Source organism: Paenibacillus mangrovi (genome assembly GCF_022898935.1).
GTDB classification, from domain to species: Bacteria; Bacillota; Bacilli; order Paenibacillales; family Paenibacillaceae; genus Paenibacillus_AQ; species Paenibacillus_AQ mangrovi.
This window is the reverse complement of the sequence record NZ_JALIRP010000003.1, coordinates 446,269-471,906: the sequence shown is the minus strand read 5'-3', so window position 1 is coordinate 471,906 and position 25,638 is coordinate 446,269. Positions and strand designations below refer to the sequence as shown.

Below are 25,638 nucleotides of genomic sequence, written 5' to 3'. Positions count from 1 at the left end.
AATCACAGTATATTATAAATGTGAAATAAATCACAAAAAGGTTATACATTATCAAACGGTTGTCTACCATCGCATATCGTTCACGATCAATACAAACCATTGGCAATAAATCGGTTCATACAAAAATCAGTTCAACTAGGAGGAATTCATTATGAAAATCGCAGTCATCGGATGTACACACGCAGGAACCGCAGCAGTGGTCAATGCCGCGAAGCTTTACCCTGATGCACAGATTACCGTATATGAGCGTAACGATAACATATCCTTTTTGTCCTGCGGGATTGCTTTATATGTGGGGGGCGTCGTGAAGGATCCGCAAGGGCTTTTCTATTCCTCGCCGCAGCAGCTGGCTGATTTGGGGGTCGTCACCCACATGCGCCATGAGGTTCTGTCGGTCGACACCGACGCCAAAACGCTGCAGGTCCGCAATATCGCGACTGGCGAGGCTTTCCAGGATACCTTTGACAAACTCATCGTTACCACAGGCTCTTGGCCAATTATTCCGAAGCTTGATGGGATGGAGCTTGGCAATATTCTGCTCTGCAAAAACTATGACCATTCCAATACCATCATTGAAAAAGCAAAAGACGCGAATCACATTACGGTCGTCGGCGCAGGCTACATCGGCGTGGAGCTAGTGGAAGCTTTCCAGCAAAGCGGCAAGCAGGTTACGCTGATTGATAGCGCAGACCGGATTCTGAACCGGTATTTGGATTCGGAATTCAGCAGCCGGATTGAGGAATCGTTCCGCAGCAAGGGCGTTGAGCTTGCTTTGGGGCAGACAGTGCAGGCTTTCGAAGGCGAAGACGGCAAGGTGAGCCGCGTCATTACGAGCAAAGGCTGGGTCGAGACCGATTTGGTCATTCTCTGCATTGGCTTCCGTCCGAATACGGAGCTGCTGAGAGGGCAGGTGGATATGCTGCCGAATGGTTCAATCATCGTCGATGAATATATGCAGACCAGCAAGCAGGACGTCTTCGCCGCAGGCGACAGCTGCGCAGTGCATTACAATCCTACCGGCAAGGCGGCCTACATTCCACTGGCAACCAATGCGGTGCGCATGGGGATGCTGGTGGCCCGCAATTTGGTACGCCAAACGACCAAGTACCTGGGCACGCAGGGAACATCGGGCCTGAAAATATATGATCTGAACCTGGCTTCGACCGGACTTACCGAAGGTGCTTGTGCAGACGAGAAGCTGGACGTAGAAGCCGTTACGATTGCCGATGCCTACCGGCCGGAATTTATGCCTACGGCGGAGACGGTGACTCTGAAGGTCGTCTATGAAAAAGTAAGCCGCCGCCTCCTGGGCGCGCAGATCATGTCCAAAGTTGATCTGACGCAGGCGATGAACACGCTGTCGGTATGCATTCAGAACGGAATGACGGTTGATGAGCTGGCTTTTGTGGACTTCTTCTTCCAGCCGCACTACAACAAGCCATGGAACTTCCTGAACTCGGCCGGCATCGCAGCGCTGCCTGAGATCAAGACAGAGAAGCTTCAGCATGCTTGATCGAAACTAGCGAGTTTTATACTCTATAAATACCAAAAGGGGATGTCCCAGAAGTCCGTAATGACTTTGACCTGGGATGTCCCCTTCGTTTGTTATGGGGCACCCTGTGATCCGCAAGAGGGAAATATAATTGCCCCATTACAGGAAACGGTGTAAACTGGGTGCCGTACTATCATTTATGAAACAGGGTGTGGTTGACATCTCAAGATTGCGCCATTTTTATTTAAAGTATCTGAAGCGAAAAATGTTTAATAAAATCATTTTGCTCTATTCGGCCGTAACGATTGTGCTGTCTGGCATCACCGCAATGCTGGTATATCAATACCAAGCCCAGCGCATCCTTCAGGAGCAGACCGATGCTAATCTCCAATCGGCGCAAGCGCTGAACAGCTACCTCAGCCGGCAGTATGAGAGCATTCAGAATGTGATTCAGCAGATTTACGGTGACGCTACGTTAAGCGATGATCTGATCTATTACCTGAACCATGATTATGAGAGCTATTTGAATTATCGTCTGGATTTGTTCACCAGTACCGGTGAGCAGCGTTTGAGGTCTTTCAATACCCTGCTGAAAAATTATTTGGAGCGGGAGCAAAGTTCTGCAAGCGTTTCCATATACAGCTATCCGAACAACTCTTATATGCATATCACCAGGTACAGTCAGCAGCTTATGAATGAATCCGGTTCCAATAGCCAGTGGGAAGCCTGGTTTGCCCGCAGGGAGCAGCAAAGCTGGGATGCCATGCCAAAGAATGAGGGCTCGCCAATAGAGAGCTCCGTTCCGGAATCATATTCCTATTCAAGGGAGCTGCGAGACCCGTGGACTCTAAAAAGGGTCGGACTGATCAATGTGGAATTTGACGGCCGGGAGGTCGACAAATTTCTGGACAGCCGCACATCGCTCAAGGGCAGAATTCTTGTTCTGAATGCCCAGGGAACCGTTATTTACGACTCCGAAGGGGAGTATTATGGTCAGGCTTATCCGTACCGGGTCCGTCTGGAGCAAGGGAATCCCAGGGACTGGGTGCACCTGGATGAGCCCTCCAAGGTGAATGTACTGAATGTCGGAAATACGGGACTGTCGGTTGTAGGCATTGTGCCCAAGTCTCTGATCCGTGAGAGCACGGAGAGTCTAAGGAATACGCTGATTCTCGTCACGCTGCTGTTTATGGCGGTCAGCTTTGCGATTACCTTTACCATCATTCGCAAATATTCCAAACAGGTTCAGCGGATTATCTGCTCCATGAACCGGATTGGCGAGGGGGACTTGTCCACGCGCATCCAGCTTAGCGGAGAGGATGAGCTTCAGCAGATTGCCCGCCGGTTTAACGACATGGGCGACCGTCTGGAACAGTATATCGATAAGATGTATACCTCTGAAATCAAGCAGAAGAACGCGGAGCTGGTGGCGCTGCAGTCCCAGATCAACCCACACTTTCTGTACAATACGCTGGAATCGATACGGATGAAAGCGTATTTTATGGGGGCGAAGGAAGTGGGACAGATGATATACAGCCTCTCGGTCATGTTCAAGAACATGGTGAAGAAAAGCACGATCGTGACCGTCGAGGAGGAAATTGACATATGCTCAGTCTATCTCGATCTGTTCCGGATTCGTTTTGAAGGTAAGCTGGAGGCAGACATCTGGGTGGACCCGGAAATCAAGGACTGCAGCATGATCAAGCTGCTTATTCAGCCTGTAGTTGAAAATTACATTATTCACGGGTTCCGTCCACTGGAGGAAGACAACAGGATTGTTGTGAGTGCAGAAGGGGATCGTGACCGGGTTATCATTATCGTATCCGATAACGGAACGGGAATCTCGGCAGAGAAGCTGGATGAAATCAGACAGACGCTGGAAAAGACCCTGCAGCCGCCCGACAAGGGCTACCGCTCTATCGGTTTGATGAATGTGCACGAGCGAATCGTTTTGAATTACGGGGGCGATTACGGTGTCACTATCAATAGCACGGAAGGGCAGGGGACGGAGGTCCGCATGCAAATACCGAAGCTTCGCAAGGGGGAAACAGGATGAGAAAGGTATTGTTTGTTGACGATGAACCGCTGATCGCAAAGGGACTTGCTGCCATCATGGATTGGAAGAACTATGATCTCCAGGTTGCTGGCTCGGCCAACGATGGGGTACAAGCCTTGGAAAAGTTAAGGGAGGAGCCGGTGGATCTGCTCTTTACGGATATTACAATGCCGAGAATGGACGGGCTGGAATTGATCAAGAAGGTGAAGGAGATGCATCCGAGGACCAAATTTGTTGTGCTGAGCGGCTATGATGAGTTTGAGTATGTGAAGAAAGGGATAATGCTCGGCATTGAAAACTATATCCTGAAGCCGATCAATATCGATGAGCTGGAGTCGACCATCAAGCATATCCGGGGTGACTGGGAACGGGAGGAGCTGAATCGCTTTCGCTCCGAGGAGGATTGGAAAATTCTTCGCAGCAACATTTTGCAGCGATGGGTTAACGGGGAGATTGAAAGCTCTGAACTCAAGCAGCGGGCTGAATTGCTGGGGATCCCTCTGAATTATGAATCCTTTCAGGTGCATGTCGTGCGCCTCATATCGGACGATCGTCCGGTATCCCAGCTGTATCGCCTGACCAGTCTCGCAGACGAAATGTGTCGGGCGATTACGGAGGAACTTGGGGAGGGGCATGGGGTCATTTGCTTCCCTGATGCGGATGACGATATTGTCATCCTGTCCGGCCAGGCCGGGGAGCGCGATTTGTCCTGGGAGAGCATGAGAACTGCGATGGACAAGCTGCATAGGCTGACGGGGCTTCGTTTGTGGTGCTCGAAGGGAATCGCCGGGATCCGTGATCTCCGGCTGATCCAGGGCAGCTACAGCACGGCCAAGGAGCATTTCCGCACCTCTCTGGTCGCCGGCGATGACGGGATTTTGTACGGTCCTATTTCCGAGGGGGAGTCATCCGAGACGTCGCTGTGCTGCTTCGGTACCGACGATTTTATTAAGCTGCTGGTTGAAGGCGACGCTTCGGCGCTGAAGGGGTATATCGACTCCGTCTTAAACGCTGGCGGCCAGGAGGCGACGGTTCCCCGGGAACCATACGTCAACGCGGCCGTACAGCTGATGGTGGCCGCGAAGGATCTGGAGAAGAACCCCGATTACAGTGGGATCTTTGCGCCCATCCATCAAATCCATACGCTCCGGGGCCTAAGGGGTCATGTCCTGGCGATCGCGGAGCGCTGTCTGGAGCGGCAGCAGGAAGGGGATCAGGGCTACAGCCCGCATGTCTCCTTCCTGGTAGAGCAGGTGCAGCACCACTTCCCGGAAGAGCTGTCGCTCAAAACATTAAGCCAGCGCCTGCAATTGCATCCGAATTACCTCGGGCAGCTCTTCCAGCAGGAGGTAGGCGCCAGCTTTTCCGATTATCTGAACCAGTACCGGATCGAGAAGGCAACCCAGCTGCTGCTGTATACGGACCGGAAGACTGCCGATATCGCCAGCAGCGTCGGATATACGGACAGCTCGTATTTTTACAAGCAATTCAAAAAATACACCGGTGTATCGCCAACGGAAACGAGATCGATGTATTCCAATCTGAAATAGAATGTGAACGATTGGTGACAGGCTCTGGTCAATCCCTCCGGAGTCTGTCCTTTTTTGTCTCTAAACGGCGGATTCTTTAATTTTTCCATCCCATTCTTGGTTTTTTCAACTTGAGAAAGATAGCGCTTACTTGGCACAATGGAAATAGTTAAGGGCGAGTGATACATAAATGAACGGCTTGCCGAAAGCTTCTCGCTCGGCAGGATCATAGGGGATCTTGTGGCAGCGGTTTCATCACTTGGATTTAACAAGGAAAGAGGAGGAGTGCATATGTCGGCGTTCATCAAGAAGGTTATCCGAAATCGATTTATGTTGTTGATGATCCTGCCCGGAACCATCTGGTTTCTCATTTTTGCTTACTTGCCCATGTTTGGCACGGTTCTCGCTTTTAAGGATTTCCGGATCAGTCCGGACGGCTTTTTCGCCAGCGTGATGAACAGTGAATGGGTAGGATTCAAGAACTTCGAATATTTGTTTTCGACAAACGATGCTTATATCATTACGCGAAATACCATTCTGTACAACCTGATCTTTATTGTTCTGGGCCTGATCATTGCCGTCGGCTTTGCCATCATGCTGAATGAGCTGGTTAATAAGCGCACGGCCAAAGTTTATCAGACCGGCATGTTTTTGCCGCATTTTCTGTCTTGGGTCATCATCAGTTACTTTGCCTTCACCTTTCTGAGTGTGGACAAGGGAGTGCTGAACCAAATCATTACCTTCTTCGGGGGCGATCCCGTCAGCTGGTATTCCGAACCGAAGTATTGGCCCTTCATCATCGTATTTGTCGGCATCTGGAAAGGCGTAGGCTACAACAGCGTCATCTATCTGGCGGCCATTACAGGGATCGACAAGTCTTATTATGAAGCGGCTGTTATTGATGGAGCCAGCAAATGGAAGCAGGCGCGGTATATTACGATTCCGCTCCTGAAGCCGATTATGATCATTCTGACTATACTTGCCATCGGCGGCATCTTCCGCTCCGACTTCGGTCTGTTCTATCAGCTTCCGAAGGATTCAGGCGCGTTGTATCCGGTAACGAATGTTATCGACACCTTCGTCTATCGCGGACTAATCAATATGGGTGACGTCGGTATGAGTACCGCTGCCGGATTGTATCAATCTATCGTAGGGCTGGTTCTGATTCTGATCGCCAACTATATCGTTCGAAAAATAGAAAAAGACAACGCGATCTTTTAATCCAGGGGGTGTGTACCATGACACAGCATTCTGTACAAGCCGCTGGCCGGCGGCCCAAACGTGCGAGAAAGAGAGACTACAACGCAGTTTCTCCCGTGTGGAATACGATTTTTAATATTGTGATCGGCCTGTTCGCCTTTTCCTGTGTCTTTCCGTTTCTATTTGTTATCATTATTTCTTTGACGGATGAGCAGACACTGGCGATGGAAGGGTTCAGACTGTTTCCGAGCGAGTTTAGCTTTGCAGCGTATGAGTATATTTTCCAATCGGGAACCGAGCTGCTGCATTCATTTGGGCTTACGCTGCTGGTTACCGTGCTGGGAACGCTGATCAGTCTGACACTGGTGACGACATATGCGTATGCCTTGTCCCGGCGAAATTTCGAATTCAGAGGATTTTTCAGTTTCCTGGCGTTTTTTACGATGCTGTTCTCGGGCGGCATGGTTCCCGGCTATATCGTCATGACCCAGTTTTTGCATCTGCAGAACACGATCTGGTCGCTAATCTTTCCGCTGTCTCTGAGTGCGTTCTCCATTATCGTCATGAGAACCTTCTACCAGACGACGATTCCGGACGAAATCATTGAGTCAGCCAGGATTGACGGCGCAAGCGAATTTCGGACCTTTGTCAAAATCGTGCTCCCCATCTCGCTGCCGGGGATTGCAACGATCGGTCTATTCAGTTCACTCGGTTATTGGAATGACTGGTTTAACGCCTTGATGTACTACAACGATCCGCAATCAACAGTACCGCTGCAGTATTTGCTTATGAAAATCGAAAAGAACATGGACTTCCTGACCCAAAATGCACAGCACCTCGGTTCCTTCGATGCGGCAGCTAGCTTACCGACCGAAACCGTGCGAATGGCGATGGTGGTATTGGCCACGTTGCCGATTGTAATGGCGTATCCGTTCTTTCAGCGGTATTTTGTCCAGGGCCTGACGGTTGGCTCGGTCAAAGGTTAATCTCATATGGTTGAACCCGCAAACCCACACCCTGCCGGAGCAATCCGGGCACTAAAGTGGAAGCGGTATCAATATAGCAATAAAATAAGCGATACAGGGGGAAAACACATGTTTAAGAAAAAGGCTTCTCTATTATCCCTTACTCTGGTGCTTGCGCTGAGTTTCGTTTTGTCGGCCTGCGGCAGCAAAAACGAAGAAAAGTCGGCGAGTGAACCGGCGAAAGAGGAATCAGCCATTCAAAGCGACGGCACGATTGATGCTTCCAAGCTGGATCCGGTAAAGCTGAAAATGTACATGATTGGACCTTCCCAAAAGGATCTTCCTATAGTACAAGAGGAGATCAACAAATATCTGACGGAGAAAATCAACGCAACGATTGAACTGAGCATGATTGACTGGGGCGATTACAGCCAGCGGATGCAGGTAATCACCAGCTCCGGCGAGAACTACGACATCGCTTTTACCAGCTCGTGGGCTTTTGAATATCTTCCGAATGCTGCTAAAGGTGCCTTCATGCCACTGAATGACCTGCTAGACAAGTATGGTAAGGGCATCAAGGAAGAGCTTGATCCCCGTTTCCTGGAGGGAACGAAGGTTAAAGGCGTGAACTATGCCGTACCGACTAATAAGGAATTGGCGCAGCAATATGTATGGCGCTTTAATAAAAAGTATGTGGATAAATACAATCTGGACATTTCCAAAGTAACGACTCTGGAGGATCTGGAGCCGCTGCTTAAGACAATCAAGGAGAACGAGCCGGCGGAAATCACGCCGCTTGCGGTGCCAAAGGGCTTCAAGCCGTATATGCCGTTCGACTACCCGCTCGGAGATGAAATCCCGATTGGTATGTATCTGGACACCGAGGACTACAAGTTTGTAAACGTGCTGGAAACGCCTGAATTGAAATCGGCTCTGACGACGATGCGTAAATACTATAAGGCAGGCTATGTACGCGAGGACATCGCTACCTTGGACGGCATCGACAACATGAAGACTGGCAAATGGCTCGTTGACCGCGAAATTACGCAACCGTATGCCGAATTGGGTTGGTCCAGAAGTGCAGGTTATGACATTGTAACGAGACCGATGCATGACCCGGTTATTTACACCAGCTCCGCAGCAGGCTCGATGATGGCGATTTCATCGTATTCCAAAAATCCGGAGCGGGCGATGATGTTCCTGAACCTGCTCAATACCGATCCTAAGCTGCGCAACATGATTCAATATGGTCTGGAAGGAACGCACTATAAGAAGCTTGAAGATCCATACATCGAGGACCTGCCTAGGATGCAGGAAAGTTACGCTATGCCTGGTTTTGCGCTCGGTAATATGTACCTGACGTATCTTCATAAAGACGAGCCTAAGGATAAGTGGGATGCGTTTGAGAAGTTCAACAGTTCTGCAAAAGTGGCGCCGACCTTCGGCTTCAACTTTGACACTGCACCTGTAAAAACCGAAGTGGCCTCGATCACGAACGTTGCTAAGGAATTTATTCCTGCGCTTTATACCGGTTCGGTTGATCCTGAGGAGTACCTGCCGAAGGCGCAGCAGAAATTCAAGGATGCCGGCATCGACAAAGTTATTGCCGAAGCGCAAAAGCAGTTTGATGCCTGGAAAGCTGAAAACAACAAGTAATTTGAAATGTGATCAAAGTGGTGAAACGGTCGGGGGGTGTACCGCCGTTTCGCCCATTAATCTCTTTTTTTCATCATATGTTCTCACTACAGATACAGGAGGTTATTCTATGAAACGAGTCAAACCAAGTTATTTCAGCAGAACACAGTGGAAGCGCAGAACGGTCATGTGGATGAGCACGGCGTTGCTGGGAGCAGCCCTAACAGGATTTGCAGGGGAAGCGGAAGCAGCACAACCGCATTCGTCGTATTGGTATCCAAATACGCTGCTGGAATGGTCGCCGTCCACAGATAAGGATGCGGAGTTTAACCGGGGAACGGTCAAGCTTGAACAGAACCGCATTCAAGGCGTAAAGACAAACCCTAATGCCAAGGAAGAGGTCAAGGTGATGGCCATCGCTTCGATGTATCCGAGCACGAGCGGCGCTCCTTCCCAGGGATCGGAGAAATTCCATACCTATACTTTCAGCAACTGGCAGTATATCGACAAGCTCGTTATGTGGGGTGGCTCGGCTGGTGAGGGCCTGATTGTACCTCCAAGCTCGGATGTGATCGATGCGGCTCACAAAAATGGCGTCCCCGTTTTTGGAACCGTATTCTTGCCCCAGAAGGAGCATGGCGGGAAAATCCAGTGGATGCGCGATCTGCTGCAGCAGCGGGAAGACGGATCCTTCCCGGTGGCAGACAAGCTGATCGAGGTTGCAAAGTATTACGGGTTTGACGGATGGTTCATCAACCAGGAAACCCAGGGCGGAACACCTGAAGATGCAGCCCAAATGACTGAGTTTTTAACTTATCTGCAGAAGAAGAAGCCGCAAGGAATGGAGATTATCTGGTACGATTCCATGATCGAGGACGGGCCGGTGAAGTGGCAGGGGGCCTTGACGGACAAGAACGACGGATTCTACCAAGCGGGAAATCAGCGCGTGTCCGACAACATGTTTATCGATTTCCGCTGGCAGTACAAGGACGATAAGAACGGTAAATACGATTATGTAACCCCGTTCCTGAATTCTCCGGCGAAAGCGGCGGAGCTGGGGCGCAGTCCGTATGACCTTTACGCCGGCATCGACGTTGAGGCCAAGGGCTACGACAGCCGGATCAATTGGCCAGTGCTGTTCCCGGAGGGAAAGCCTGCAACGACTTCCCTTGGCATTTACCGTCCGGACTGGACGTTTAACAGCTCCGAGACGCATGAGGAATTTCTGAAGAAGGAACAGAACTTCTGGGTGGGGACCGCCATGAATCCGGCGAAGTTACCTCCGGAGAGCGGGGATCCGATGGCCTGGAGAGGCATCGCGAATGACGTTGTTGAGAAAAGCGTACTGACCGATTCTGAATTCATCACTCACTTCAATACGGGTAACGGCCACATGTTTGCCGTGGATGGCAAAGTAATGCGAAACCGCGACTGGAGCAATCGGAGCCTGCAGGATGTTTTGCCGACCTGGCGCTGGATTGCGGAGTCAAACGGCATAGGCGAGCCGCTTCAGCCGAGCTTTGATTTCAGCAAGTCCTTCTACGGAGGCAGCTCGCTTCAGGTTGCGGGTCCTGTAAACAAGGGCTCTTCCACCCATGTCAAGCTGTACAAGGCAAACATTCCGGTGGAGGAGACGACGGAAGTATCGGTGGTGTACACCGACAATGTAAAGAACGGGAAGGACGTCAATGTACAGATAGGCCTGGCCTTTGCTGATGCGCCTGACAAGTACGAGTTCTTCGAGCCGAAGAAGTGGACGGAGACTGGTGCAGGGCAGGATTGGAAGCAGGGAAGCGTGAAGCTGAACAAGTATAAAGGACGTACGATTACTGGTATTTCGCTCCGGTTCGACGCCGCGGCGGATCTGGCAGATTACCAGGCCAACATTGGCCGCTTGGCGGTTACGCAGGTGAACGACAAGGCGAAGAAGCCGCACCAGGTAACCGATCTGCAGGTGATCGAAAATGATTTCCGTGACGGAATTTATGGCGATGCCCGTTTGTCTTGGAAGGCGCCGAAGCAGGGCGAAGACGATATGTACTACCAGGTATACCGGGTTCATCCGGATGGTAAGTACGAGCTGATGGGCACAACTGGCAATACCGTTTATTATGTGCCCGAAATGAAGCGGACCCAGCAGGAGAAATCGACCAAAATGGTGGTCATTCCGGTGAACCGCCATTATGAGCCGGGTAAGGGAGCAGGTGTAAGCTTTGACTGGCCGGAATATCCGAAGCCGACCGCAGCCTTCGAGGCCGATAAGACCTTGATTGCGCCAGGGGAAACGGTGCAATTTACGGATCTGTCCTCGGAGGTGACTGAGTCCTGGCACTGGAACTTCCCAGGTGGCCAACCTTCGTCCAGCACGGACCAGAATCCGAAAGTGACGTATAGCGAGGGAGGAACCTACGAGGTTACTTTGACGGCGAAAAACAGCGTCGGTGAGGACACAGTCCACAAGAAGCTTATTACGGTTACTAAGGAAGCCGCGAACGGTGTCGGCAATCTAGCTCTCGGCAAAGAAGCGACGGCGTCGAGCTCTGTGAACGAGAAGGAGGCTCCGCAGTTTGCCGTGGACGGGCTGACCAATACGAAGTGGTGTGCTGTCGGTGACGGACCGCATCATCTGGTTGTGGATCTTGGAGAGGAACGCAAGATCAGCGGGTTTGTGATACGGCATGCGGAAGCCGGAGGTGAACCGGCTGCGTTTAATACGCGTGCATACAAGATTCAAGTGAGCCAGGACGGCACAACATGGAAGGACGTTGTTACGGTGAAGGATCAGGCGAAAGCGGTCAGCAGCCATGCGATCGAGCTGACCCCTGCGCGGTATGTACGCCTGCAAATCGATCAGGCGACCCAGGGCGGGGATACTGCAGCGCGTATTTATGATCTAGAGGTATTAGGCTTGAAATAAGTAGCAGAAATAGCGGAAGTATGGCTGAGTAACGCAGGCAAGCTTAAAGGGGCTATCCCAGAAGTGAATTTACCACTTCAGGGACATCCCCTTTTTGCTGTTCACTCATGGAGATCCAATCGGCTCATATGCATGAGTAGTTCGTTTATTACGATTCGGCTTGCTTCTTCTCCTTGCCGAGATTGATGCCCACTTCTCCGTCATGGCTGCCGAGATTTCCGCCGATCTTGAAGCTTACGCCTTGACCGCCACCAACCTGGGCCCCGGCATGCGCGCCAACGCCGTGGTCGCCGCCGATGTGCGCCCCGGTGGTGAATTCAGCTCCATGGCCGCCACCGAGCTGGCCTTTCATGTGAGCACCGATGCCATGTTCACCGCCGAGCTGTGCCTCGGTGTTCAGACCGATCCCCTGCTTGATGCCGGCATGGCCCTCCATTTGAGCCTGGATGCCGTACTTGCCGCCGAGCTGGCCACCAGTCTCGAATTGAAAACCTTTATTGCTGTTGTCCAGGCTTGCTTCGCTTTGCATGCTAAGTCCATACGCTTCCGAGCCTACATGGCTGCTGACCTGGTTACTTACGCCTTGCTTGTCGACCTGGGTTGTGGCTTGAAAACCAGCGCCATGCTTGCCGCCAACCTCGATGCCTGTATTCATTTTCACTCCAGGCTGACTTTGCGCCTTTACGTTCTCGGCTTGAACATTTTCAGTCTTCTTCTCGGGCTGCGGCTGGAGCTTTACCTGAAAACCCTTGTGAGTCGGCTCTACCCGGTTTGGATCCGGCGCTTGGAACGAAGAATTATACGCGATGCCCGGATACGGTCCGGAATAGGCGCTGTAAACCGGATATGCGGGATACCCCGGGAAGGCTCCAAAGTAAGGATAGGAGCGGTCCGGCACAGGCCAGTAATAGAAGGATGGCGGATACGGGCTGCGAAGTGTATAAGCATACGGGTCATAAGCAAAAGGAACCGGATATATGTGCTGGAAGCCGGGCCCGAAGGGATAGCTTGTCGTCATGTGAAAGAACCTCCAGATCAAATGTGATGATATAGCCTATTCACGGGGATTTGAAATGACACATATTATCGGGTTTTGCTTTAACTGACTTTATGAATGCGAAAGCGGGGCAGACCCGGTTTACTGGGCAAACAAGGTATACAAGGCGAGTCAATAAAAAAGTAGTTGTCAAACTCAACGTAAATTTGTTTAAATCAGAATAAAAAGGTGATGACGAGATGCCACTAGTCGATATGCCCCTATCAGAGCTGAAAAAGTACCAGGGAATCAATCCAAGACCCTATGATTTCGATGATTACTGGGAAAAAGCGCTGGAAGAAATGCGCGCTGTAGATCCTCAGGTTGAGCTGATTCCCGCTGATTTTCAGCTTCCTTTTGCGGAATGTTTCCATTTGTACTTCACGGGTGTAAGCGGTGCCAGAGTACATGCGAAATACATTCGTCCAAAAGGAACCACGGAGCCGCATCCAGCTGTGTTGCAGTTTCACGGGTACACGGGACATAGCGGCGACTGGATAGACAAGATGGTTTATCCTGCGCTTGGTTTTTCCATTGCATCGCTGGACGTACGCGGACAAGGGGGGCTCTCCGAGGATACCGGCGGCGTGATCGGCAATACGCATCACGGCCATATTATCCGCGGACTGGAGAATAAGGACCCGCATCGTTTGCTGTTCCGGGACATTTTCCTGGATACGGCGCAGCTGGCTTCGATCGTCATGAATATGCCGGAGGTAGACGCGGATCGCGTCGGTGCTACCGGCTGGTCCCAGGGCGGTGCCCTCACGATGGCTTGTGCGGCACTGGAACCGCGCATCAAAAAAGCGGCGCCGGTTTATCCATTCTTGAGCGATTACCGGAGGACCTGGGAAATGGACTTGTGCAAAAACGCTTATGAAGAGCTCGGCAAATATTTCCGATACTTTGATCCACAGCATAAACGTGAGGACGAGATTTTTACGAAACTTGGTTATATCGATATTCAAAACCTGGCTCCCCGTATTCGGGCCGATGTGCTCGTTGGTGTCGGACTGATGGATACCGTGTGCCCGCCGTCCACGCAGTTTGCCGCTATTAACAAAATAACCGCGCCTGTACAGCTGGAGATTTTCCCGGACTTTGGGCATGAAGGCTTGCCGGGACTCCATGATAAAATCATTCAATTCCTGAAGGATCTATAGATTCAATTCAATTCAATATAAGACATCAAGCCGTTCACAAGGAGGAATCAAGATGATCGGATTTGCCATACTCGCCTTTTTCCAATTGGCCGGATGGCTCATTCAGCGTCTGACGGGTCTGCCGCTTCCTGCCAATGTGATCGGCTTGCTTTTATTTATCACGGCTTTGTTTTTGAAGTGGGTGTCGCTCCATAAGGTGGAGGAAACGGCGTCGTTCCTGCTTAAATACATGAGCCTGTTTTTTGTGCCGGTGATTGTAGGAAGCCTAGCCTTTTTCCCGTATCTGCGCGACCACTGGGCCTTGATAACGGGAAGTGGGGTCATCAGCCTGCTGCTTTCGCTGCTCGTGACCGGATGGCTGGTGCAGAGCCATTTGCAGGCCCGAAGGATCCGGCAACAGGAGGAGGAAACGCATGTCCATCGCGGTTGATCCCTTATTTGGCATTGCCGTTACCGTTATTGTATATGCATTATTTTTATGGCTCCAGTCCCGCCGCTCCTGGGTGCAGCCGCTGCTGATGACGAGCGCCGTGATCATGATTATGCTCGTGGTGCTTAAGATTCCGGTAGAAGATTACCAGAAGGGCGGCTCTTGGCTGAGCTTTCTGCTCGGACCGGCGACGATTGCGCTAGGCGTGCCCATCTACAAGAACGCTGAGCAAATCCGTCGTAGTTGGCGGCCCATCCTGGGCGGCATTACGATCGGAGCGTTATGCGGCCTGCTAAGCGCCGGGCTGCTCGTGATGTGGATGGGTGGAAGCAGCGACATGGCCTGGACGCTGATGCCTAAATCAGCAACGACGCCGATCTCAATGGAGGTATCGCGGCTTTATGGCGGCTATCCGGAGTTAACGGCGGTGCTTACCGTGTTAACGGGGCTTATGGGAAGCATCATCGGCCCGCCGCTGCTGCGGCTCTGCGGCATTACGGATGAAACGGCCATCGGCGTTGCCATTGGTACGACCTCACATGGCATCGGCACCGCACGCGTGCTCAAGGACTCGGAATGGATGGGCGCCGTCAGCGGCTTCAGCATGGGACTGACCGGTATTTGGGTATCAGTGCTAGCGCTCCCGCTGCATATGCTAGGGTTTCTCTGGCAAATAGAGGTAAAATAATCCATATGTTGAATATTAATAGAATAAATTATTCACGGAATGGGAGGAATGCGCATGCAGCGCAAATGGGTCAATTCGCCCTATACCTTCGCGCTCGGTATGTTTGCCATGATGGTTCCGAGCCAGGCCTTCAGCACGTTTTACAGCTTCTTCTACGTGGAAAAGCTTGGACTCGGCATCGGGCTGGCGACGCTAGCCCGGACGATTTTCCTCATTTGGGACGCGGTGAACAATCCGCTGTTCGGCCACTGGTCCGATCGCACCAACACCCGGCTCGGACGACGGAGACCCTGGATCTTCGGCGCCATGCCGATGTTCATGCTGACCTTCATCATGGTGTTCTCTCCTCCCGGCGGATTATCGCAGAACGGACTGTTCGCCTGGTTTCTGACGGCATTAATTCTGTTTGAGGCGGTCTCCACAGTATTGTGGGTCAATTATGGAGCTCTGTTTCCGGAGCTGTACCAGGGGGACCGTCTCCGCGCCAAGGCGTCGGCCATCCAGCAAAGCTATCAGGTGGTGGCGCTGCTGATTGGATCGGCGCTGACGCCGATCATTTTCAAGGCGCTGAATTTCTCGAGCATGTCCATCATTTACGCCTTCGTGTTTGGAATCAGCATGCTGGTATGCATGCTTGGAGTCCGCGAACGCAAGGAATACAGCGCTGGCGAGCCTTTGAAGCTGAGGGCCGCGTTCCGGGAAACGCTGAAGAACAAGAAATTTTGGCTCTTTAATATCTCGAATTCCTTTGCTCAAACGGTGAATGGACTTGTGAGCTCGATTATTCCGTTTTATGCAAAGTATGTGCTGAAAATCGACGATGCGCAGGTCACGATTCTGATGGCAGCGGTGTTCGTCTCCGTCATTCCGCTGGTATTCGTATGGTACTGGATCTGCCGCAAAATGGACGGTGTAAAGGTATGGCGGCTGTCGCTCGTGGTCTATGCCGTATCTGTGCTTCCGCTGTGGTTTGGCTTCAATCTGATTAGCGGGGTGGCGGCCGGAATTGCCGTCGGTTTCGGACTTGCTGGCTTTCTGGTGACGCCGGCGATGGTCAGCGGCCGGATTATTGACGAGGATGCGGAGAAAACAGGGCTGCGAAGAGAAGGAATTTATACCGCGGTAGCCGGATTTATTACCCGTTCGAGCGGTCTGATCTCGGCGCTTGCCTTTCTGATCGTTGGCTTGATCTTCGGCTACGAAAGCGGCGACAAGCCAGGGCCGAATCCGGAAATGACGTTCAAGGTACTCATAAGCATTGTGCCATTCTGCCTGCTGTTGCTCTCGATCATCATTTCACTGTTCACCCGATTTGAATTTACCGCGAACCAGAGAGGGGACTTGACGCATGGGGAAGAAACTCATCCTCAATTGTGACGATTTCGGGCAAAGCCCTGCCCTAAATCAAGCGATTATGGCCCTCCTGGAGGAGGGGAAGGTATCCTCGGCTACGATTATGGCGGTTGCGCCCGGCTTTGAGGAGGCAGCCGCCTGGACGGCGCGTCGGAAGCAGACGAATGTGGGACTGCATTTGACGATGACCAGTGAGTTTGAAGCGCTGCGCTGGCGCAGCCTGACGGGCGATCCTTCGCTGCATGACGACAACGGTTATCAATACCGCACTGTGAAGGAGTTTGAACAGGGGGCGCAGACCAGGGCTGCGATGATGGAAATTGACGCGCAATATGAACGGGCACGGAAAGCAGGCATCGTGATCAGCCACGTCGACAACCATATGGGCAGCCTGTACGGTATAGAGACCGGGCGCAGCCTGCTTCCGCAGACGCTGTGGAAGGTGTCGCGGTGGAAGCTCCCGATGCGTTTTTTTCGGCATATCTACAAGGAAGATCCACTGCTGGGCTCACTGCAAGGCATCGAGCGTCCGGTTGCACGTGTCGTCGCCTTGGCGGATGCGTTAGGCGTGCCGATCCCTGACTACCTGCTGTCTCATCCCTTCGGCATGGAGGAAGGGGAGACATACGAGAGCTTCAAGCAGTCAATCATCGCCAAGCTGTACCATCTGCCGGACGGCGTGTGTGAAACCTATATCCATCCCGGCGTGCCGGATCCATGGATGCAGGAACAAATTCCGAATTACACCAAGCGGGTATGGGAATACCAGCTGCCCTTCGACGATGATTTTACTTATGCGATGCGCGATGCCGGGGTAGAATTAACCACTTACCGTTATGTGCAGGAGCATCTGAAACGTCCGCGTCTGCGTTCGGCGCTGCGACTGGTGCAGGTACTGCTGAGATGACTTTTGGAAACGGAGAAGAGAGATAATGCGGCCCTCGCTTCTGTGAAAGTACATCGATAGACGTTTTTATGGCTGAACCGGAATGGTAAGCTCCAAGTCCTTGATGTATGTTTTGGTGCTACGCACGTAACACCGCAGAGAAATCCAGCGAGATCACCGCTCCGCCACCGCTTTCGTTACCGGCCTGAATCATACCGCCGCAGCGCTCGACAATGGCGCGGGATATGGCAAGTCCGAGGCCGGATTCGCCGTCCTTTCCTTTGACAAAGCGGTGGAACAAATATGGCAGCAGATCTTCCGGTATGCCTGGGCCATCGTCGCTGACGCGGATAACCACATGCTTGTCACAGATATCAGCATGAATATATATATGATGCTTGGCATAACGTACGGCATTGGAAACGACGTTCAGCAGCGCTTGCAGCAGCTTATCACGGTCCGCTTGAAGCGTTACAGGCTGAAGATCCTCATACATCGTATGGAGCGTAATGCCTTTTTTCACGAGAAGCGGGTTCATGCGCTCTACAGTTTCTGTCAGCAGGTCCTGTAGACAGACCTTTTCGGTCTTAAATACATCCTCTTCACTGTCGAGCTTGGCCAGCAGCGTCATTTCGGTAACGAGCTTCTTGAGGCGTGCGCTTTCGTTCATAATGATGTCGAGGCCCTTGCGGACGCTTTCCCCTTCAAAAACGCCGTTGCGGATGCCTTCCGCATAACCCGAAATGGACATCAGGGGTGTTTTGAGCTCATGGGACGCATTTTGGAAAAACTGCTTTTGCACATGGTTGAAGCGGTTCAGCTCGCTTGCCATGTCATATACCGATTTGGCCACCGAGCCGATTTCGCCCCCGGCCTTGATAAAGTTCACATCGGCAAACCGGCGTTCTTTAATCTTGCCCAGCTCATCCCGCAGCAGGATTAACGGCTTGATCAGCTTTTTCGTAATAAACAGGCTGAAGAGGAACATGATAAGTCCAGCCGCACCGAAAATGATCAACAGCCGCTTCAGCAGCGCCTGTTCGATGGTTTGGATTTTACTTAGTGGTGTATATAATGTCAGCTTTCCCTGGGGTATCAGATTGTCCACCGTAATATAGTCCTTTGTGGACCCGTCCTGGATACTTTGTACACTGGAAGATTCGACTTCAGCCATTTCGGCTATGGAAGCAGGCTGGGCTGGTTCGATAGAATAAGCTGCCCAAGGCGATACTGTAAGAATGCTTCCCGAATTATCGGTTAGAATGGCGTTAACACTGAGGCTCGGAGATGTAATTGGCACAGCAAAGGCAGCATCTTCGCTCATTGTGCTGTTCATGGGAGTGTAACCCTGCTGCATAGAGGCTGTCATTTCAGCGCTCATGGCTTTCAAGTCGTCTTTCTGCGCGCCGATCAGTTGATCCAGCAGCACATAGTGAATGACGATGCCTGTGACTGAAAGCACCAGAACCAGCGCAACGCCAAAGGCCAAATTAATTTGGTGTACGAGTTTCATCGCGTCTGTCACCTCCATCATTTCTCATCCGGTAGCCATGTCCCCATACCGCTTCAATCGGCAGCTGGTCGATCTTTTTGCGCATCCGTTTAATCAGGTGGTCGACGGCGCGGTCGCTGCCAAAATAATCATCGCCCCATACATAGGTCAGCAGCTCATCTCTTGTGAATGCGCGGTTCGGGTTTTCAGCGAAAACCTGCAGCATCGTGAACTCCTTGCTGGTCAGATCAACTTCTTCACCTTGCCAGAAAACGCGCCGTTCCTCCGGCAGCAGCTCAAGCTGGCCTAGCTCAATACGTGCAGGGGAGGGGGTGCCTGCATGTCCTTCTTGACCGTTCAGCTTATACCATCGCTGCAGTTGTCTTTTGATACGGGCCACCAGCTCGCGCGGGCTAAACGGCTTCACCAGATAGTCGTCGCTTCCAAGCTCGAGGCCAAGGATTTTATCGACTTCATTATCTCTAGCAGAGATCATAATAATCGGCACTTCCGCCTCGCTGCGGATCCGCCTGCAAAATTCATATCCATCCATGCCGGGCAGCATAATATCCAGCACCCACATATCGGGCGGACTGGTTTTCCACAGCTCCCAGGCTTCCTCTGCGCTTCCCAGACCTACCGTGCGGTAATTTTCTTTTTGCAAAAAGGCTTCCACCAGATTGCGTATATTCAAATCGTCATCGACGATGGCAATGAGATCATGTTGATTCATTCATCTATCCTCCAGAGGAATTTCTCTTATCAGTATACCAATGGGAAGACGGGGAAGGGAAAATGCCATCGTTTTTCCACAATTCTTCCAAAAGCATGCCACATCTGCCTCGTACACTGGGACTTGCAAGCCCGGATGATACTGGATGCTATGCACTGGGACTTGCAAGACCAATCCAAAGGAGTGTTAATCCATGAACATGCAAAACATCCTTAAAAGAACGGCTCTGGCTGCCATGATGTTCTCCGCTGTTGCGGTTCCGGTCGTGACGAACGCGGACAGCAGTCAGAAGACTGAGAAGGCTGAGACACAGGCCGCAACAATGCAGCCTGCGTTTACCCTGCCTGCTGGCGGCAACAGTAACATGAAAGAGATCGTGATTGCCGAAATGACGGATCCAGTAGAGCTCGCTAAGAAGTATGCACCCGAAACGGTGAAGGATTGGCAGAAGACACTGGGACAGTTCTATAAAGCCTTTGATTCTGAAATAGCGGATGCCAGCGTACAGTCTGTTCCGACGGCCAGCGTAGAGGCTGTTCCGGCCGAAAAGCTGACTTCGAGCCAGGAGAAAACAAAGGATATTCCGGGAGTCAAAATAAGCCAGTACGCGGTGGCTGCTTCTGCAGCCACCCTGACCGAAGCGAAGGAGGAAACGGGTGGAGTCGCTACCTCGCTTTCAACAGAGGCGAAGGAAATCAGTTCTGCTTTTACAAAAGCCTGGGCAAATCTGAATAAAGCCAATGAATCAAAGGACGCAGACGCGATCAAGAAAGCATTGGCTGAGCTGCTGAAGCAGTACAAGCAAGTCATCGCTGATCAGGAAGCAGCTGCCAAGTAACTTCCTGCTTGTTAGACTAGAGAAACTTGTGCCGGAAGTGAGATATGAAATAAGCAAAAAAGGTCGGGGATCGGAGCTGAATTGGCTCCAGTTCTCGACCTTTTTAATTCATACTTGCCCATTTTCCTCGACCACATCGCATATCCGCTGGCATTACTTATCACCTCAATCAAGCAGCCCTTCCTGTATTTATCACGCTTCGCCAACTGTAATGTTCTGTTCATATTCCGTTCATAGTACAAGCGTATACTGATGTTGTACCAAAGAAATGGAGGAATCATCATGAATATGGCATGGAAAGAAATGAAGAAGAGTAAAGCCAAGTTTATTATATTAGGGTCTATTATTTTTCTGGTTAGTTTTCTAACCTTTATCATCTCGGGATTGGCCAACGGTTTGTCCCAAGACAATGCAGCCCTAATCAAGGACTTGCCCCAAGGACATTTTTATATGAGTACCGATGCGAAAGGAACGTATAATCTTTCCAAAATAGATCCAAGCTTGCAGGATCAAACTTTGAAGGAACACAAGGATGCAGCTGCATTTTCCATTCAGATGGGCTTTGTGAATGATAAAGAGGACAAGCAGCATACCGTCGCGTTCGTGACTTCAACGGATTCTCCGTTATTCGAAAAAGTCGCTCCAGGGGAAATCGTGTTAGACAAATCCTTGGAGAAGGATGGCATTAAAGTCGGAGATGTATTAACCAATAATCAGTTCAACGGTGAATTCAAAGTCGTTAAATTCGTAGATCAAAAGAAATACAGCCATGCTCCTGTCGCTTATATTAATATGAATGACTATAAAGAGATTTACCGTGCGAAGGGCCTGCAGCTGATGTTCATCCCAGGACAAGATCAAGCACCGTCGATTACAGGATTAGATTCCTATACAAATAACGAGTTCCTTAACACCATCTCAAGCTACAAGGCAGAGAACATGTCCCTACAAATGATCATTTGGTTCTTGATTGCCATCAGCGGCCTGTTGTTCGCGATTTTCTTCTACATGATGAATGTGCAGAAAATCGGGTTGTACGGCATCTTGAAAGCAATCGGTGTGAAGACGGGTACGCTATTCCGTATGATGTGGGCTCAAATGTTCTTGATCACTATCAGTGCATTGGTCTTATCCGTGGCATTAAGCCTGGGCTTTAACATGATCGCACCGAAAGGAATGCCGTTCAGTCTGACACTGAATGGGACCATACTATTATCCGTCCTATTCTTAGTCATCGGATTTATCGGCGCTACACTTTCTGGCATGCAAATTAGAAAAGTGGAGCCGCTGCAAGCTATTCAACAAGGAGACATGTAATATGACAACCTTCACAATACAAGACGTTACCAAAACATTTACCAATGGCGAAGTTTCGGAACAAGTACTGAACGGAATCAACCTCTCCCTGCAAGAGGGAGAACTCACAGCTCTCGTAGGTGCTTCTGGTTCCGGAAAAAGCACGCTGCTTACCATCGCTGCCGGCCTTCAGAGCGCTTCCGATGGGAAGGTGAAATTTGACGGGAACAATATGATCGGGATGACGCAAGAGCAGATTCGAAAGATACGCGCAAGTAAGTTTGGCTTTGTTTTTCAATCTGCTCACCTGGTACCATTCCTTACCGTTGAAGACCAGCTTATGCTAATGCTTGACGTGGCAGAGTCCAAAATGAGCAAACACGAGCAAAAAGAAGAAGTGGCCAAGGTTCTCAAGTTGGTTGAAATGGATCATCGGAAAAATGCTTACCCTGCTTCCTTATCGGGTGGAGAAAAGCAACGTGTTGCCATCGCTCGCGCCATTATCCACAAACCTAAAATCTTGTTCGCGGATGAACCGACGGCGAGTCTTGACTCGAAGCGATCCAGAGACGTAATGACGCTCATTCGTGATCTAACCAAAAAACTGAAGATTACAACTCTGATGGTCACCCATGATGAAGAAATGCTCCCTTTTGCAGATCGCATCATTACGATGAAGGATGGATTGATTATTTAGTCCCCCTCATTACAGAAGTCGAATCGACCCGAAAGTTCGTTTACTGAATGAATAAAACGAGGCTGCCCCGACGTCATGAATGACAATGACTGATGGGACAGCCTCTTTGCGTACGCATTTCGGAGGGGGGGCGTCGCTGTTTGCTTTTGGCTAGAAGCATGTAAACGACTGGATCTGTCTTAGAGAGATTCCGGTATATACCCAGAAGAAACCGGTCCATCTGAATCCTGCGACGGATGTCTGTCCGACAAAGACCGGAAAGAACCAAAAGCTGTTGCCGTTATTCAACCAAATGTAGGTATTACGGAACATGCAGCCGCGAATCGCTCCAGGGTCGACAGCGAACGTCGTGGCCGCAGGTTGCGGTGGTGTGAATTGTGGTGGAGGGGAGCTTGGCGGCTGCAATTGTCCTTGTGGACCAAACGGGGGCATAAAAGCCATTTTTACAACACTCCTTATTTATGGCATATCAATTTGGTGTATTAGGCTAGTAGGGTAATGACAAGCAATTCATACAACACCAAAGGCAGGATGACATTGTTGTAATAGAAGCTGCGCTGCCCAGTCTGCTGCGGCATGGTCATTTGAATGTAAAGAATTCCTTTGTTGCAGTTTACGATCGTTCCTTCAAAAACATCGCCATCCAAAGTTTCAACTCGGACATGCTGATTGATATGCTTCCTGCAAATATGACTGAATTGTTCGCGGAGTGATTTCAGGGTGTGGCTCATATTCGGCTCAGCTTGATACAAGGTTTGCTGCTGATAGCCGGGATATTGCAGACTCATATTAAAGACCTCCATTTGGGGATAGAACCTGATACATCCTATGTGGATGCCTAGGTGGAGGTGTCTTATGGAGGGACAAAGCGAAGGCTTGGCATGCAGGCATGAAGCCGGAATAATTAATGTTTCTCATCATGACCCGGATTTAGTATTCTAGAAGAAAAGCGGCTACCCAAGGGGGATAAAAGATTATGAGCGGGAGCAGCGGAACGATGGCGCAGCAAATTGCGCTCAGAATCTGGTGTGACGAGAAGGGGATCAAGCGTGTAGCTGTAGAAATGTCTATGCTCCATAAACGGATAGATCAATCCGGCCATCCCAGCTGACGGTGACCCCTTCGTCTTCAAGCAGGGATTGCTGCAGGAAACGGGCTTCATCATCTCGGAGAGCAATTTCGCCTTTGGCATTGACGACCCGGTGCCAGGGAAGCTGATATTTGCTGCTCATGGAATGTAGAATTCTGACGACTTGCCTTGCGGCGCGCGGGCTGCCGGCAGCGGCAGCAATGCCGCCGTATGTCATGACTTTGCCGGGAGGGATGGCTTTGATTTGTTCAATGACTAACATCGTAAATGGCTGCATGGCGTCTCCTTTAGATCCAGGGACCAGAGGAATCCCTGTGCAGTCTTTGTTCTTGTTATCAACAGTGTATCATAGAAACACCCCCGGCCCTATTTTTACCCTGCAAAAGGTTATATGGATAAATAGCAATAGATGGTATGATAGGGAGAGGACTCCATAAGTAAAACAGCAATCGGAACAATCATAGAAACCGCTTACAAAAGATCCATTAATAGCTTCAGAATGAATTAATTATAGAAGGAAAATGAGGTATTAAGCATGATAGAATCAATACATAAAGTGAATACTGCAGAAGCAATTGCTCTTTCCAAGCAGTATTGCAGACAAATGGGCATTCATCCGGACAGGGTTCCCACGTTTATTCGGCGGTACAGCCAAGCGGAACTGGCATCGAAGCTGGTGAAATACAAGGAGTATATCGAAGTGATTCACTTCTTTATCAACAAGTTTCTATCCTCCATTTCGGGTAGTCCGATTACGATCGCAATAACCGATGACCAAGGCTATATGTTGGAGTTCGCGGGCGATCCGAGCATCATCAAGACGGTCCGGGAATTGGGCATTGAGGAAGGCATTCAATTTAACAAGGATGCAGGCACGAATGCCATAGACTTATGTCTGACATATCAGCGGCCTTTTCAGCTGATCGGTGAGGATCATTACCATGCCATTCTCCATGGGCTTGCCTGCTACACGGCCGAGTTTCACAGTGATGAAGGCGCTGTGCTGGGGACCATTTCGCTAATGACGGATACCCATTTTGCTCATCCGCATTTGCTTGCACTGCTGTGTACGATGGCAGATTCGGTGGAACGTGAGCTGCTGCTTCGGAGGCAGAACACCCAGCTGCAAATCCTCAACCAGTTCCTGCTGGATACGAACTTTTACGGGGTCATCATTACGGACGGAAAGGGCAGCATTCTGGAGATGAACGAGCGCTGCCGCTCTATGCTTCAGCTGGATAACCAGGCGGTATCTGAAGAAACCTCCGTATTTAATATCAGTCTGATCAGCTGCTATTTCAAGCGGGTTATCAGTCAGCATGAGGAATGCATCGGCGTGGAGCTCTGCGTAAATCTAAGCAATGGGGAACATCATTACATGCTTGACGTGCTGCCGGTCTATAACAACGCCAATGCCATGATTCGAGTGGTAGGAAGCCTGCGTGATATTACGAAGATGAAGAAGACGGAAGATATCTTGCGTAATACCGAGAAGCTGGTGTTTGCCGGGCAAATTGCCGTCGGCATCGCTCATGAGATCCGCAATCCGCTGACGACGGTAAAGGGAATGCTACAATTATCAGGGAAGGATACCCGTCTCCGGCATTATGATCTGATCATGTCAGAGCTGGAACGGATGAATCTGATTGTTGGCGAGTTTTTAATCCTGGGAAAGCCCCAGGCTGTCCATTTCCGTCAGGAACGCTGCATGCCTATTCTGGAGGAAGTCGTAAACCTGTTCGAAATTCAGGCAGCACTGAACTGTATTTCTCTGAATTTCAGGTCAGAAGAGGATCATATGATCTGCTGCGACCGTAATCAGATTAAACAGGTATTTATGAATATATTAAAAAATGCCGTGGAAGCTGTACCTTTTGGCGGCGCCGTCCATATTCTGCTCGATACCGAGGATGCTTACCAGCGCATTCGTTTCACCGATAACGGCATAGGCATGACCGACGAGGTGCTGCAGCGGATCGGCGAGCCTTTTCTTACCACCAAAGCCGAAGGAAACGGTCTCGGGATGATGATCGTAAAGAGAATTATTGAGGCACACAAAGGCCATCTGGTCATCACAAGTGAGGTGGACAAAGGGACAACAGTGGATATTTATCTGCCGCTCGATCTGACCTGATGAGCTCC

General features: G+C 50.6%; 22 protein-coding genes. 16 read left to right on the top strand and 6 right to left on the bottom strand.

The genetic code is table 11. The annotated features are described in order from the left end of the window. The first annotated feature begins 151 nt into the window (after nt 1–151). From MUG84_RS10260 to MUG84_RS10230, 7 genes are all read left to right on the top strand, one after another. The gene (locus tag MUG84_RS10260; RefSeq protein ID WP_244724737.1) at nt 152–1,513 is read left to right on the top strand and encodes an FAD-dependent oxidoreductase; all 1,362 of its coding nucleotides are present in this window, start codon (nt 152–154) and stop codon (nt 1,511–1,513) included. A 178-nt stretch (nt 1,514–1,691) separates the two neighbouring features. Continuing rightward, nucleotides 1,692–3,548: a sensor histidine kinase gene (locus MUG84_RS10255; RefSeq protein WP_244724735.1), complete on the top strand. Its 1,857-nt coding sequence runs from the start codon at nt 1,692–1,694 to the stop codon at nt 3,546–3,548. Beyond that, entirely contained in the window at nt 3,545–5,098 is a 1,554-nt protein-coding gene (locus MUG84_RS10250) for a response regulator transcription factor (protein ID WP_244724733.1), read from the top strand. The genes MUG84_RS10255 and MUG84_RS10250 overlap by 4 nt, the downstream gene beginning before the upstream one ends. Nucleotides 5,099–5,368: 270 nt before the next feature. After that, nucleotides 5,369–6,298 carry an ABC transporter permease gene (locus MUG84_RS10245; protein WP_244724730.1) on the top strand — a complete coding sequence of 310 codons (930 nt, stop codon included), beginning with the start codon at nt 5,369–5,371 and terminating at the stop codon, nt 6,296–6,298. Between the two features lie 17 nt (nt 6,299–6,315). Continuing rightward, on the top strand, nt 6,316–7,263 hold the full coding sequence (locus tag MUG84_RS10240; protein ID WP_244724725.1) for a carbohydrate ABC transporter permease: 948 nt from the start codon (nt 6,316–6,318) through the stop codon (nt 7,261–7,263). 108 nt (nt 7,264–7,371) lie between these two features. Beyond that, nucleotides 7,372–8,898 carry an ABC transporter substrate-binding protein gene (locus MUG84_RS10235; RefSeq protein WP_244724723.1) on the top strand — a complete coding sequence of 509 codons (1,527 nt, stop codon included), beginning with the start codon at nt 7,372–7,374 and terminating at the stop codon, nt 8,896–8,898. A 109-nt stretch (nt 8,899–9,007) separates the two neighbouring features. Next, on the top strand, nt 9,008–11,794 hold the full coding sequence (locus tag MUG84_RS10230) for an endo-beta-N-acetylglucosaminidase (protein WP_244724721.1): 2,787 nt from the start codon (nt 9,008–9,010) through the stop codon (nt 11,792–11,794). A gap of 148 nt (nt 11,795–11,942) precedes the next feature. Here MUG84_RS10230 and MUG84_RS10225 read toward each other — a convergent pair whose 3' ends face one another. Further along, nucleotides 11,943–12,812, bottom strand: coding sequence for a hypothetical protein (locus tag MUG84_RS10225; RefSeq protein WP_244724719.1), 870 nt, complete (start codon nt 12,810–12,812; stop codon nt 11,943–11,945). Between the two features lie 218 nt (nt 12,813–13,030). Between MUG84_RS10225 and MUG84_RS10220 the strand changes: the two genes are divergently transcribed. Genes MUG84_RS10220 through MUG84_RS10200 form a run of 5 tightly spaced genes read left to right on the top strand, consistent with a single transcriptional unit; the run spans nt 13,031 to nt 17,371 of the window. Next, entirely contained in the window at nt 13,031–13,993 is a 963-nt protein-coding gene (locus MUG84_RS10220; protein WP_244724717.1) for an acetylxylan esterase, read from the top strand. Nucleotides 13,994–14,045: 52 nt separating this feature from the next. Continuing rightward, complete coding sequence (locus tag MUG84_RS10215; protein WP_244724714.1) at nt 14,046–14,423, top strand: CidA/LrgA family protein; 378 nt, start codon at nt 14,046–14,048, stop codon at nt 14,421–14,423. Then, nucleotides 14,407–15,111 carry an LrgB family protein gene (locus MUG84_RS10210; RefSeq protein WP_244724712.1) on the top strand — a complete coding sequence of 235 codons (705 nt, stop codon included), beginning with the start codon at nt 14,407–14,409 and terminating at the stop codon, nt 15,109–15,111. Before MUG84_RS10215 ends, MUG84_RS10210 begins: the two co-directional genes overlap by 17 nt. A 54-nt stretch (nt 15,112–15,165) precedes the next feature. Then, complete coding sequence (locus MUG84_RS10205; protein WP_244724709.1) at nt 15,166–16,488, top strand: MFS transporter; 1,323 nt, start codon at nt 15,166–15,168, stop codon at nt 16,486–16,488. Further along, nucleotides 16,460–17,371, top strand: coding sequence for a polysaccharide deacetylase family protein (locus MUG84_RS10200; protein ID WP_244724706.1), 912 nt, complete (start codon nt 16,460–16,462; stop codon nt 17,369–17,371). The genes MUG84_RS10205 and MUG84_RS10200 overlap by 29 nt, the downstream gene beginning before the upstream one ends. A gap of 118 nt (nt 17,372–17,489) precedes the next feature. On the opposite strand, the gene MUG84_RS10195 is transcribed toward MUG84_RS10200, so the two are convergent. Continuing rightward, nucleotides 17,490–18,863, bottom strand: coding sequence for a sensor histidine kinase (locus MUG84_RS10195; RefSeq protein ID WP_244724703.1), 1,374 nt, complete (start codon nt 18,861–18,863; stop codon nt 17,490–17,492). Beyond that, entirely contained in the window at nt 18,841–19,575 is a 735-nt protein-coding gene (locus tag MUG84_RS10190; RefSeq protein ID WP_244724700.1) for a response regulator transcription factor, read from the bottom strand. The genes MUG84_RS10195 and MUG84_RS10190 overlap by 23 nt, the downstream gene beginning before the upstream one ends. A gap of 193 nt (nt 19,576–19,768) precedes the next feature. Between MUG84_RS10190 and MUG84_RS10185 the strand changes: the two genes are divergently transcribed. The 3 genes from MUG84_RS10185 (at nt 19,769) to MUG84_RS10175 (ending at nt 22,406) form a co-directional block, all read left to right on the top strand. Then, nucleotides 19,769–20,413 carry a hypothetical protein gene (locus tag MUG84_RS10185; protein ID WP_244724697.1) on the top strand — a complete coding sequence of 215 codons (645 nt, stop codon included), beginning with the start codon at nt 19,769–19,771 and terminating at the stop codon, nt 20,411–20,413. 282 nt (nt 20,414–20,695) lie between these two features. Further along, nucleotides 20,696–21,730: an ABC transporter permease gene (locus MUG84_RS10180; RefSeq protein WP_244724694.1), complete on the top strand. Its 1,035-nt coding sequence runs from the start codon at nt 20,696–20,698 to the stop codon at nt 21,728–21,730. Between the two features lies 1 nt (nt 21,731). Continuing rightward, entirely contained in the window at nt 21,732–22,406 is a 675-nt protein-coding gene (locus tag MUG84_RS10175) for an ABC transporter ATP-binding protein (protein ID WP_244724687.1), read from the top strand. 150 nt (nt 22,407–22,556) lie between these two features. Here the strand turns inward: MUG84_RS10175 and MUG84_RS10170 are convergent, their stop codons facing one another. From MUG84_RS10170 to MUG84_RS10160, 3 genes are all read right to left on the bottom strand, one after another. Then, nucleotides 22,557–22,847 carry a transporter gene (locus MUG84_RS10170; protein ID WP_244724683.1) on the bottom strand — a complete coding sequence of 97 codons (291 nt, stop codon included), beginning with the start codon at nt 22,845–22,847 and terminating at the stop codon, nt 22,557–22,559. A 41-nt stretch (nt 22,848–22,888) separates the two neighbouring features. Next, entirely contained in the window at nt 22,889–23,194 is a 306-nt protein-coding gene (locus tag MUG84_RS10165; RefSeq protein ID WP_244724679.1) for a hypothetical protein, read from the bottom strand. A 279-nt stretch (nt 23,195–23,473) separates the two neighbouring features. Beyond that, nucleotides 23,474–23,773 (bottom strand): MGMT family protein, encoded by a 300-nt coding sequence (locus MUG84_RS10160; protein ID WP_244724675.1) that lies wholly within the window; start codon nt 23,771–23,773, stop codon nt 23,474–23,476. A gap of 258 nt (nt 23,774–24,031) precedes the next feature. On the opposite strand from MUG84_RS10160, the gene MUG84_RS10155 reads away from it, so the two are divergent. Further along, the gene (locus MUG84_RS10155; RefSeq protein WP_244724672.1) at nt 24,032–25,630 is read left to right on the top strand and encodes an ATP-binding protein; all 1,599 of its coding nucleotides are present in this window, start codon (nt 24,032–24,034) and stop codon (nt 25,628–25,630) included. The last annotated feature ends 8 nt before the right edge of the window (nt 25,631–25,638 follow it).

Excerpts from the sequence above, each read along its gene's own strand:
- MUG84_RS10185 (WP_244724697.1), top strand. The coding sequence starts at position 19,769 with ATGAACATGCAAAACATCCTTAAAAGAACGGCTCTGGCTGCCATGATG.
- MUG84_RS10155 (WP_244724672.1), top strand. The coding sequence starts at position 24,032 with ATGATAGAATCAATACATAAAGTGAATACTGCAGAAGCAATTGCTCTT.
- MUG84_RS10220 (WP_244724717.1), top strand. The coding sequence starts at position 13,031 with ATGCCACTAGTCGATATGCCCCTATCAGAGCTGAAAAAGTACCAGGGA.
- MUG84_RS10200 (WP_244724706.1), top strand. The coding sequence starts at position 16,460 with ATGGGGAAGAAACTCATCCTCAATTGTGACGATTTCGGGCAAAGCCCT.
- MUG84_RS10260 (WP_244724737.1), top strand. The coding sequence starts at position 152 with ATGAAAATCGCAGTCATCGGATGTACACACGCAGGAACCGCAGCAGTG.
- MUG84_RS10235 (WP_244724723.1), top strand. The coding sequence starts at position 7,372 with ATGTTTAAGAAAAAGGCTTCTCTATTATCCCTTACTCTGGTGCTTGCG.
- MUG84_RS10230 (WP_244724721.1), top strand. The coding sequence starts at position 9,008 with ATGAAACGAGTCAAACCAAGTTATTTCAGCAGAACACAGTGGAAGCGC.
- MUG84_RS10180 (WP_244724694.1), top strand. The coding sequence starts at position 20,696 with ATGAATATGGCATGGAAAGAAATGAAGAAGAGTAAAGCCAAGTTTATT.
- MUG84_RS10255 (WP_244724735.1), top strand. The coding sequence starts at position 1,692 with ATGAAACAGGGTGTGGTTGACATCTCAAGATTGCGCCATTTTTATTTA.
- MUG84_RS10195 (WP_244724703.1), bottom strand. The coding sequence starts at position 18,863 with ATGAAACTCGTACACCAAATTAATTTGGCCTTTGGCGTTGCGCTGGTT.
- MUG84_RS10210 (WP_244724712.1), top strand. The coding sequence starts at position 14,407 with ATGTCCATCGCGGTTGATCCCTTATTTGGCATTGCCGTTACCGTTATT.
- MUG84_RS10190 (WP_244724700.1), bottom strand. The coding sequence starts at position 19,575 with ATGAATCAACATGATCTCATTGCCATCGTCGATGACGATTTGAATATA.
- MUG84_RS10175 (WP_244724687.1), top strand. The coding sequence starts at position 21,732 with ATGACAACCTTCACAATACAAGACGTTACCAAAACATTTACCAATGGC.
- MUG84_RS10240 (WP_244724725.1), top strand. The coding sequence starts at position 6,316 with ATGACACAGCATTCTGTACAAGCCGCTGGCCGGCGGCCCAAACGTGCG.
- MUG84_RS10160 (WP_244724675.1), bottom strand. The coding sequence starts at position 23,773 with ATGCAGCCATTTACGATGTTAGTCATTGAACAAATCAAAGCCATCCCT.
- MUG84_RS10250 (WP_244724733.1), top strand. The coding sequence starts at position 3,545 with ATGAGAAAGGTATTGTTTGTTGACGATGAACCGCTGATCGCAAAGGGA.
- MUG84_RS10215 (WP_244724714.1), top strand. The coding sequence starts at position 14,046 with ATGATCGGATTTGCCATACTCGCCTTTTTCCAATTGGCCGGATGGCTC.
- MUG84_RS10225 (WP_244724719.1), bottom strand. The coding sequence starts at position 12,812 with ATGACGACAAGCTATCCCTTCGGGCCCGGCTTCCAGCACATATATCCG.
- MUG84_RS10165 (WP_244724679.1), bottom strand. The coding sequence starts at position 23,194 with ATGAGTCTGCAATATCCCGGCTATCAGCAGCAAACCTTGTATCAAGCT.
- MUG84_RS10205 (WP_244724709.1), top strand. The coding sequence starts at position 15,166 with ATGCAGCGCAAATGGGTCAATTCGCCCTATACCTTCGCGCTCGGTATG.
- MUG84_RS10170 (WP_244724683.1), bottom strand. The coding sequence starts at position 22,847 with ATGGCTTTTATGCCCCCGTTTGGTCCACAAGGACAATTGCAGCCGCCA.
- MUG84_RS10245 (WP_244724730.1), top strand. The coding sequence starts at position 5,369 with ATGTCGGCGTTCATCAAGAAGGTTATCCGAAATCGATTTATGTTGTTG.